The sequence below is a fragment of the Vibrio sp. GLN_1 genome (assembly GCF_043106015.1).
GTDB lineage: Bacteria > Pseudomonadota > Gammaproteobacteria > Enterobacterales > Vibrionaceae > Vibrio > Vibrio parahaemolyticus.
On record NZ_JBICMD010000028.1, the window covers coordinates 100,466 to 109,160 of the forward strand.

Below are 8,695 nucleotides of genomic sequence, written 5' to 3' on the forward strand. Positions count from 1 at the left end.
ATGGATACTCCAATAGTTAAGTAAAAGATGCAGTTAAACTGCGTTTTTGATAAAAGTCCCAAGTCGGTTTGTAACGACGGGACGGTGATGAGGCTGCTGTAGCCTTCTGAATTTCCTGTTTGATCATTAACTGTGTATCTAGATCATCACAGGGAATAAATGAAAGAATCCGGTTACCTTGAGTTCTCAGGATAAGTCCTTGATATTTTTCACTAAGGTGACATTCATATCCTAGAATGGCGTTTTTCCGCACCCAACTACCTGTTGGGAGGGTTATCCAGTAATTCGCGTCTCGGATACAAAGCTTCTCAAGGTCAGCAAATAGCGTATCGAGATTTTGCTCACTTTCTTCATCTTTAAGAGTCAAATGAGCTAGCTGTTTACCGCTCGCTGCTCTGACACTGATATTGCCATCAGTGATATTGATTGATGCCAAGATACTCGTTGACACCTGTAACTTGACACTGAATAAGTTCACCGTGTTCTTTTTTACTTCGGTTGCCATGGGTGTTCCTTAATAGTCGATAGCAAAACCGAAACGTCATAATGTCGTTTCGGTAACAAGTTACGCAGCTTCAAGAGTGGGTTGACCTTCTAATTGTTGACGTAGGTTGGCATTCTCCTGCTCTAGCTCTTTGAGGCGAGCTTCCAGCTCCGATACTTTGTCAACCAAGTCATCATTCACAACGGAGTTGGTTTGTTTCTTCTCTGTTTTTATTTGAGTTGCAAAATCGTTGAACATTTCATTGATAGTGTCGGATTCAACACCCGGGTGTTGTTCTAGGTGTTGTTTAATTTGCTCACGCAAAGGTGCATAGCGTTTACTCGATAACTTGTAAACTTTGGTAAATCCTACTTTACGACATTCATCTAGCGTTCCGAATTCACATAAGTTAGTCCAACGTGTAAGCGTGCGCTTATCTACCGTACGTTTACCGTTGCCGATAATATTTTCATCACGCCATTTACCGAACTTATTCTTGTTTCCTTGAAAGAGCTGCTTAGCTTCATGCATTGCAGCACCAATATCGTACTGGGCTTGCTCACACAGTTCCTTATCAACAACACGACCTGCCCCCGCGTTCGACAATGCGTTTACTGCTGTATTGGCTAACTCGCTTAAAAGGTTTTCAATGTGCTCTAATGCTTTGTTTACATCAGTCATTTTTCTAGGCTCCATACTTAAAAAAGAGCTCCATTTAATCCCCTTTTAAGTTTTCGGTCAATAGTAAAAGTTCTTTCAAAACAATCACTTAGTTATGGATTTGAGTGTTTTATAGTGAAAAAATGAAAAGTGGATTACAAGGGGGCGTATCGTTGTTTAAAAGGCGTGTAAGGAGGGTATTACCGAATTGCTTGTTACTAAAAAGGGATATTAATCCACTCGGGAGAATTGGTTTAAGAGCCTGCTAGACATGTATCGGATTTTTCAAGAGCAAATTGGATCAAGATTTTTAGCGTTATTTTTGTGAACCTGATCACGTTGTATGCATTTGAATGGAGGGTAGATACCGTCCACTCCTTTTTTAGTTTGAATAGAGGCAAAAAATTAGGATAGGTAAACTTAGTTCTGACTGAATAATGGTATATAAATCATAATATTAAGTTAAAAGATGGATGTTGTATCTTGATAGTGTAATTAGGTCACGCAATTCCCCTCTGATTACGTCAGTAATCCCATCACGAAATCTTTAACCTAATCCCCTATCAAGATATAACATCCATTTATGTTGATATAATTTATTAAAATCAACCAGTTATGTGTTTGTGTGTAAGCGGTTCTCTTCACGTTTTCCGCTATCGTTACCAACTATCACGAGTTCTTCAGCATCATTTTTACTTCATCCAGTTCGTCTTTATGGAAAAAGTGTTCTATCTCCATGTCAGGGAACGTTGCAATTAACCAACGTAATAGTGGGATTAGTCTTGGGGTTGCAGCGAGTACGTTAGGACGGAAGGCTGTGTCTCGTGAATTACTAATGGCATTATCTGCAATCCTAAATCCTGCATTGTTAAACAGTTCAGTAAGTTGTTTGAGAGTAAGTTTCTTACCATTAATGGTTTTGGTGAGTCCGTAGTTCTCTTTAGATAGAGCTCTTAACGCGAGTTTTAGCAGGGCACCCTGTGAACCGCCTTCCTCATACTTGATGTATGATCCCTTCAGTAGTGGTTTGGTTTTGCTGTAGTCGATCCAGTTCTCCCAATCTTCCATTGTTTTAAGACAGTTATCGCGTCGCCATCCATCAAACAATGCGCGAATCTGTTGTCCCTCTTGCTCGTTCTTCCACGGTACGGTATCGAAGTAGATATGTTCGACGATGTGACCTTTAGGGTGGCGGATTTTAGTCATGCGAGGATTAACGGGTTTACGCTTAAAGTCGAACTCTAAGTTGAGCGTCTTTTCTCGTTGGATTTCTATCAAGTCCATGTCTTTAAGGTACATGTCACGAGGTGAAATCAATGAGTTGTTTGGGATCTTCTGTCCGGGGTAGCGGTCTAAGAACAGTTCGACCATATAAGCATTTTCATCCTTTACCGATGATAAGGCTGATTCTGGTGGCTTAACGCCTGCTTTTGCTATGACAGGTTCGGTATCGCCATATTCACCAGTGATTTGTCCACGGGTTTTCATTGCGATGATTTGTTTAGCATGGTGCTTATGCTTAATCATCTTACCGTCACCCGTTTGCTCGCATATCTTACTGAACCGTTGGCTAATGGTTCCTGAAACATGGAGTTGTTCTTCAGTACAGTCTACGAGATACCCATCTGTTGTGGCACTTACAACGGTAACGCCGTCGTGATTACCTTTATCATCCTGTATCGATAACCCTGCTAATTGCTCTGAGAGAACCGCTCTAACGAACCCTGTCGCATGAGCTGCGAAATATGGATTGGTAACAGGAGAGTGTGGGATATTTTTGCTTAACCCATCTAACGAGTTGAAGCCTCGTTTTCCTTTAAGTCCCTGCCCTAATTTACCGTATAGTGTGTTGCCTATTTCTTTCCAGAGCTTCTCTCTGAATTTATCGCCTTCATCCGTGTATTTTTGTCTTTGCTCTCTGATGAGTTCCGTAAAGCCTTTGAAAAGTGGCTCTTTATCTTCAATCCATGGAACTATCACTCCGAACTGAATTTCAATATCACATCCCATGTTATATGCGACTTCTATTTCAGGTGCGGTGCAGTAAGAGTAGCCCTCTAGCGGATAATATAATCCATAGAGGTCAGTTCTAACGGGTAGGCATGGAAATTTCGTAGTGTCTTTATTGAAGCTGAACTTAACGTAAGCAAACCCCATTTTATGACCGAGATAGTCATTGATATTGGTTGAAGTGAAGCTTTTCTCGAAGTCTACGGGTTTAATGTCCATTAAGGCATTGACGTACGCTGTAGCAAGATCGAAATCGTTGTAATCGCCTAAGTTTACGCCACCAAACACGTAACATTCGTTTCTGCCGCCATGGAAACAATCGACACTGAGCTGTTCGAAGATACGACGACCTGCTGTGATGACAGTCTCTTTCTTCTGCATGACTCGACCTTGAGTTTGATTCCAGTATTGAATCGTTTTGGTCTCCATGCCGAGTGCTTGGTTTAATGCGTCTTTATCACCCGTGAGTGCTTTGAAGAGTGATACTGAGAAGTTACCCAGTGTTGATGGTAGGTGCTTAAACTGAAGTTTATCTAACCTGTTTTCTGGAATTTTACCCTTTAATGATTCTTTGATGTCGTTAAGAGCGAAGCGTTGCATTTCCAATCCGTACTTAACGGTGATTTCGGCGTCTCTCAATGCGTAACGAAGGAAGAGTGGTTCATTCTCTACGAGTAGTTCATCCATTCGGTCTTTGCGATATGGAGCAGGGATCACTTCTTTTGGTATGCCGATGAGTTCTCCCGCACTATCAAGTCCACTTTGCCCTGGGCTAAGTAGTAAAGTATCTACAAAGCGGACACGACTCTCACGTTTCTTTCCATTCTTGTCTGTAAAGTGAACGGGCTCTGAAGCTTGCTTGGTTCTACCCACTGCGTCGAGGTCGATGCCGTATGCGCCACGCGTGGAGGTTAATGTACTTCTGACGACCTCCAGTTTCGCTTTCTGACTGGTATCCCAGAACGCTTCGAATGACACCATGTCAGCTCTGAGGTAGTGAGCATAGATGTAGATTTTCTTTGGCCATCCTGTGATGAATCCGCGCCCCATTGCAGTTTGGAGTACTTCAACCAAGAACTCTTCAAATTTCTTACGAGGTTTCTTTATGCGATTAATCGCTTTCAGTTCATCTTCACGGCTTTTGTTCGCAGCTCTGGATTTCTTGATAACATCAGCAACGGGGGTAAGCACGACATCACTCATATGGTGCTCACCTGCGATTAGATAATATTGATAGGACAGAATGTCGTTTCGGTTTTCTTCGGCGTTGTAGACGTACTCACTGTCTATACCAATGTGAACCGCTTCATCATCACCTTTGAGTGCTTGCCATGGTGATTGTTTTTCATTCTCGAAGTAGATATCGAGCTCATCATCGACGGCTTTACTTGAGTATTCATCGGTTTGCTCTTGCGCTAGAAAAGCGTCGAGTTCAATGCTGCTTGATACTGTGGTTTGGTCGGTGGTTTCTGCTTGGAAGTATTCGTCGAGTTCTTTATCTATGGCTTCAACATGGTTAGGTTTGTTTTCATTGTTCATCGTTGTTCTCTTATAACCAAGTGCATTGTTGGCGGGTGATGCGTCCCTCTTTATACCACAGAGCTCATCCACTGATGAGCGTGGCTTCGTCTTGGTTTTGTGTGTGAGTGATAAGGTTGTGTAGAAAGTGGGAGGGGCAGAACGATGATTTTTGAGATTTTGATGTGTGGTATGGAGAGTGGGGCAATTGATGAAAGTAGAAACCCATACCGGGTATGGGAAGTCTCAAAACGGTGCTGTTTTTCATCGAGTGTAACTAAACATATAAATAACTCCGCTAGGAGGTCCGATTTAATATGGTATTACCCTGATAGTGAGTGGTGAGCGATTTGGTCTGACTTTATGTGCGGTATAGAGAGCCTGATCCTATAGTGGGATCAGGTCTTTGTTACTGCTTGATTGAATTCTGCGCTTTTTTGTCTCGTTTCTGGTGGTGATTTAGGTACGGCCATTACCTCGTTGAATGACAAGGCTTGTCGAGCTAAGAATCAAGGTGAGGTTCGCAATCTATCACTGGATCAAGTTGATGGTGAGTTTGATGGTTTCATTGAACAGTTGGTTGAGTAGCTGTTTCCTTTTTTGTTGCCTGAGATTCGGTGCTGGTAGTTTAATTGCCGAAATGTATGCTCTGATGAGGGTTTCCATATGTGTACTTGATATGACTTGTTGTTGCATAGATTGTGTGAGCATATAGAATGAGTTAGCTAGCCAATGGTGGCTCAAGGTTTGTAATGTTTGCGGAGTAATTCACTAGTGGCTTTAGAAAACGAAATGTTGTCATATACAAATGCCAGTCAGCTTATCGAGCTTAATGTATTTTCCATAACCATAGATGGTTTGAATACAGCTCTAAAAGTGAACCTACCTGTTTCGGTAAGTTTAATTGTAACTATTCTCCTTGTTTTAGGCATAATGAAAAAGATAAAACTCGATGGTTTTAAGGGTTTTCGAGCAGAAGAAGTTACCGTCAAAGACCCATTCACAGGAAGTCAGATTAAAATAAAAGCTAACACTGAGGATAAAAAAGTAGCTCATAGGATTTGGACTGAGTTAGTTACTAGGAAAGCTGCTCTTCCATTTCAACGTGATAAGGACGTTATTGTTGAAGTATATGACAGTTGGCACTCTCTATTTCATTGTGTTAGGGAGCAAATAGCCGCTGTCCCTGTAGAAAAGCTTAGAGGTCGAGAACAAGTTGATATTGAAAAGCTTATAGATATCTCGACCAAAGTGTTAAATGAAGGTCTAAGACCACACTTGACTGAGTGGCAAGCTAAATATCGCTCATGGTATGAGTTTGCGAAAAATATTGATAACAATAAAACTAGGTCTCCACAAGAAATTCAGCGTGATTTTCCAGAGTATGACCAGTTAGTTTCTAATATCGAAGTTGTAAATGCTAATCTAAAAAGATTTGCTGATGAGTTAAAAAAGGTGGTTCGCTCAAAATGACAATCGTCAACTAGAGCCTATTTTTACATGATAAAAGGGATACTGAATTTGAAAGCTTTTTTGTCTCATTCCTCAATTGATAAAGAGTTTGTCCGAGAAGTGGCAAATAAGTTAGGTAGGCTTCATTGTGTTTTTGATGAAAGAAGCTTTAACGTTGGTGACAAATTTGAAGATGCAATACAGGAGCACTTAGATAATTCATCAGTATTCGTATTTTTTATGACTAGAAACTCACTAGAGTCATTCTGGTGTAACTTCGAAATAAGTCAGGCATTTCATGCTCAATTGAAGTCTCAGATCAGCAAGTCTATCGTCTACAACATTGGTAGTGGAGTTTCCCTAGACTTACTTCCTAGTTGGTTGAAATCAGCTTTAATTGTCAATGAAAACTCTCCCTCCGCGATAGCGAGAGATATAAAGCATCACTTGGAGAAGCAAGCGGATGAATTCCAACGACCTGTATTTCTGGGGCGGGGTAGTGAACGAGATGAATTAGAAGAGTATTTAAACCCATTTGATGGAACCAAGAGCCCTCAAGTTATATCTATATTTGGGTTGCCAGGGGTAGGTAGGCGAGCTCTTATTAAAAGTGCTATTAGAGAGCTTTACAGTCTAAAGAAGTATGTGGAGATAGAAGTTGATTCTGGTGACAACGCTAACGCAATTTGTGCAAAGCTAGCGGATGTCATTGAACCTTACTCTTGTCAAGAAGAGCTGAAAGATATCGTTACTGAAATAATGGATCTTCCAGAAAGAGATGCCATCAATAGAACAATTAAAAATATTGGTAATATCGTTAGATCTGGTGAGCTACCCCTATTTATTGATATGGGGGGGGCTGTAAAGAATGATGGTTGCTTGCATAACTTCCTAAATGAAATTGTTGATGGTGTTGAAAATAGTGATGATGCTTATTTGGTTTTTATATTGACTCGTCGCATCAGTAGGGAAAACTCTCAAGAAGTCAAGTCACTTGCTATTGAGCAGCTTTCCAATAAATCAACTTCTCAGTTATTAGCAAGTTTGTCTAGACGAGCAAATTTACCTATTGAATCGAAACATATTCGAGAGTTAACGGAGTATATAGCGGGTTATCCACCTGCAGCTAGTTTTGCTATCAAGCAGGCATCGATCTACGGTATTGACGCTTTGATGAATGACAAAGGTAAATTAGCACAATTTAGTCAAAAAAGGTTTATAAACCACCTTAAAGATCACGACCTACAAAAGTCAGACATAAAAGTGTTACAAGTTTTGGCTGGTTACTCTCCTTTGCCACTTGATGCCCTTCTTTCACTATACGATGACTTTGACAAAATAACAGCGCATGATCGTATTTATGACATGATTGATTGCTCTCTTATCAGGGTTCAATCAGGACAGCTATATAAAATTGCAGATCCAATAAAAGGTTCAGTAAATAGTGTTTTTGGGTATGCAGATACAAGTGCTTTGCAAACGATATTGCCAGCTTTGTCCGATTACATAGAACAGGTTGAAGATGAGAAAAAATTAGAACTGTCACGTGTTCTTTTCAGGTTAGGGTTTTACCTGAATGATTCCAAAGCTAGTGAAAATGGCATCAAATTGAATTCTGACTACATTAAAATGCTTGAAGATGCTTACCATCAAAGAAAATATAAAGATGCAATTAAGCTTGGTTTCGAAGCTCTAGAGCACAACCCTGATAATGCTACAACTAGAACATACTTGATTAAGGCGTTAATTCAAGATGAGCGATGGGAAGCAGCTCAACAGCAGATTGATGATTTGTATCCAATAGATGATTACAAGAATATATATTTTTTACAGGGCTTTTTGGAAAGGAAAAGAGGTCGCATAAAAGAGGCAATCCAGGCTTACAAGGAATCAGAAAAACATAAACGAAAAGGGTTTGCGTTATTGAGAGAGCTTTCTCATTGCTATCTTATGAATGGTGAAATATCAATGTTGTCTTTGGAAAAAGGGGATGCTAAGTCTGCTCTTATATTGACGGATAAGTTCCACGATAAAAGCTGTCAACAATACAAAGGGATTCGTCAGGCGTGTCTAACTAACCTAAGAAATGATATGTCTATTAGTTATGAAACTAGAAAACGGTATAGTGAAGAATTAGGGAAACTGGATTCTTATCGCTTTAATATGGGTGATTTAGAATCTTAGATTTGGAGCTAAATGCAGATAGTTAAAAGATCACGAAGGAATTCATCACTCGCTTTCATTGTAATGTAACACTATGATTTATATAGATTGATGTAATCGTCTTTTGAACAGTAGTTCGCTTAGAGCTCCTTGGCGAGCTATGGGCAAACGCGATGGTTAGATGGGTTTCTGCTTGCGTAATCTAACAGTGCATTTCATGCCGATAAGTTACCATGGATTCTGGTGTGGAAATGACTTCAAGTAATTGTTTATACACGCATTTAGCTCCGCTAAATTTGATTCAAAATCCGTTGCCTTCGGGCGTGGCGGTTCAAGTCCGCCCACCGGTACCATATTCCAAGACAGAGCCTCGACGTAAGTCGGGGCTTTGTTGTTTCTGGCATTTGT

The 8,695-nt window shown here is 40.4% G+C and carries 7 protein-coding genes; 3 read left to right on the top strand and 4 right to left on the bottom strand.

Annotated features, from left to right (window positions below):
• Positions 1–16: 16 nt before the first annotated feature.
• The 3 genes from ACF8OV_RS12820 to ACF8OV_RS12830 all read right to left on the bottom strand — a co-directional run bounded on the left by ACF8OV_RS12820 (position 17) and on the right by ACF8OV_RS12830 (position 4,693).
• Positions 17–505: a hypothetical protein gene (locus ACF8OV_RS12820; protein ID WP_392404366.1), complete on the bottom strand. Its 489-nt coding sequence runs from the start codon at positions 503–505 to the stop codon at positions 17–19.
• A gap of 60 nt (positions 506–565) precedes the next feature.
• Positions 566–1,165, bottom strand: a complete 600-nt coding sequence (locus ACF8OV_RS12825) for a hypothetical protein (protein ID WP_392404367.1) — start codon at positions 1,163–1,165, stop codon at positions 566–568.
• Positions 1,166–1,813: 648 nt separating this feature from the next.
• Entirely contained in the window at positions 1,814–4,693 is a 2,880-nt protein-coding gene (locus tag ACF8OV_RS12830) for a DNA polymerase (protein ID WP_392404368.1), read from the bottom strand.
• A 399-nt stretch (positions 4,694–5,092) separates the two neighbouring features.
• Here ACF8OV_RS12830 and ACF8OV_RS12835 point away from each other — a divergent pair, with 399 nt between their 5' ends.
• From ACF8OV_RS12835 to ACF8OV_RS12845, 3 genes are all read left to right on the top strand, one after another.
• Positions 5,093–5,260 (top strand): hypothetical protein, encoded by a 168-nt coding sequence (locus tag ACF8OV_RS12835; RefSeq protein ID WP_392404369.1) that lies wholly within the window; start codon positions 5,093–5,095, stop codon positions 5,258–5,260.
• A gap of 186 nt (positions 5,261–5,446) precedes the next feature.
• Positions 5,447–6,145, top strand: coding sequence for a hypothetical protein (locus ACF8OV_RS12840; protein ID WP_392404370.1), 699 nt, complete (start codon positions 5,447–5,449; stop codon positions 6,143–6,145).
• Between the two features lie 48 nt (positions 6,146–6,193).
• A complete protein-coding gene (locus ACF8OV_RS12845; RefSeq protein ID WP_392404371.1) occupies positions 6,194–8,308 on the top strand; it encodes a TIR domain-containing protein in 2,115 nt (704 codons plus the stop codon).
• A gap of 207 nt (positions 8,309–8,515) precedes the next feature.
• Here ACF8OV_RS12845 and ACF8OV_RS12850 read toward each other — a convergent pair.
• The coding region (locus ACF8OV_RS12850) for a hypothetical protein (RefSeq protein WP_392404372.1) at positions 8,516–8,695 on the bottom strand (180 nt) is incomplete at its 5' end.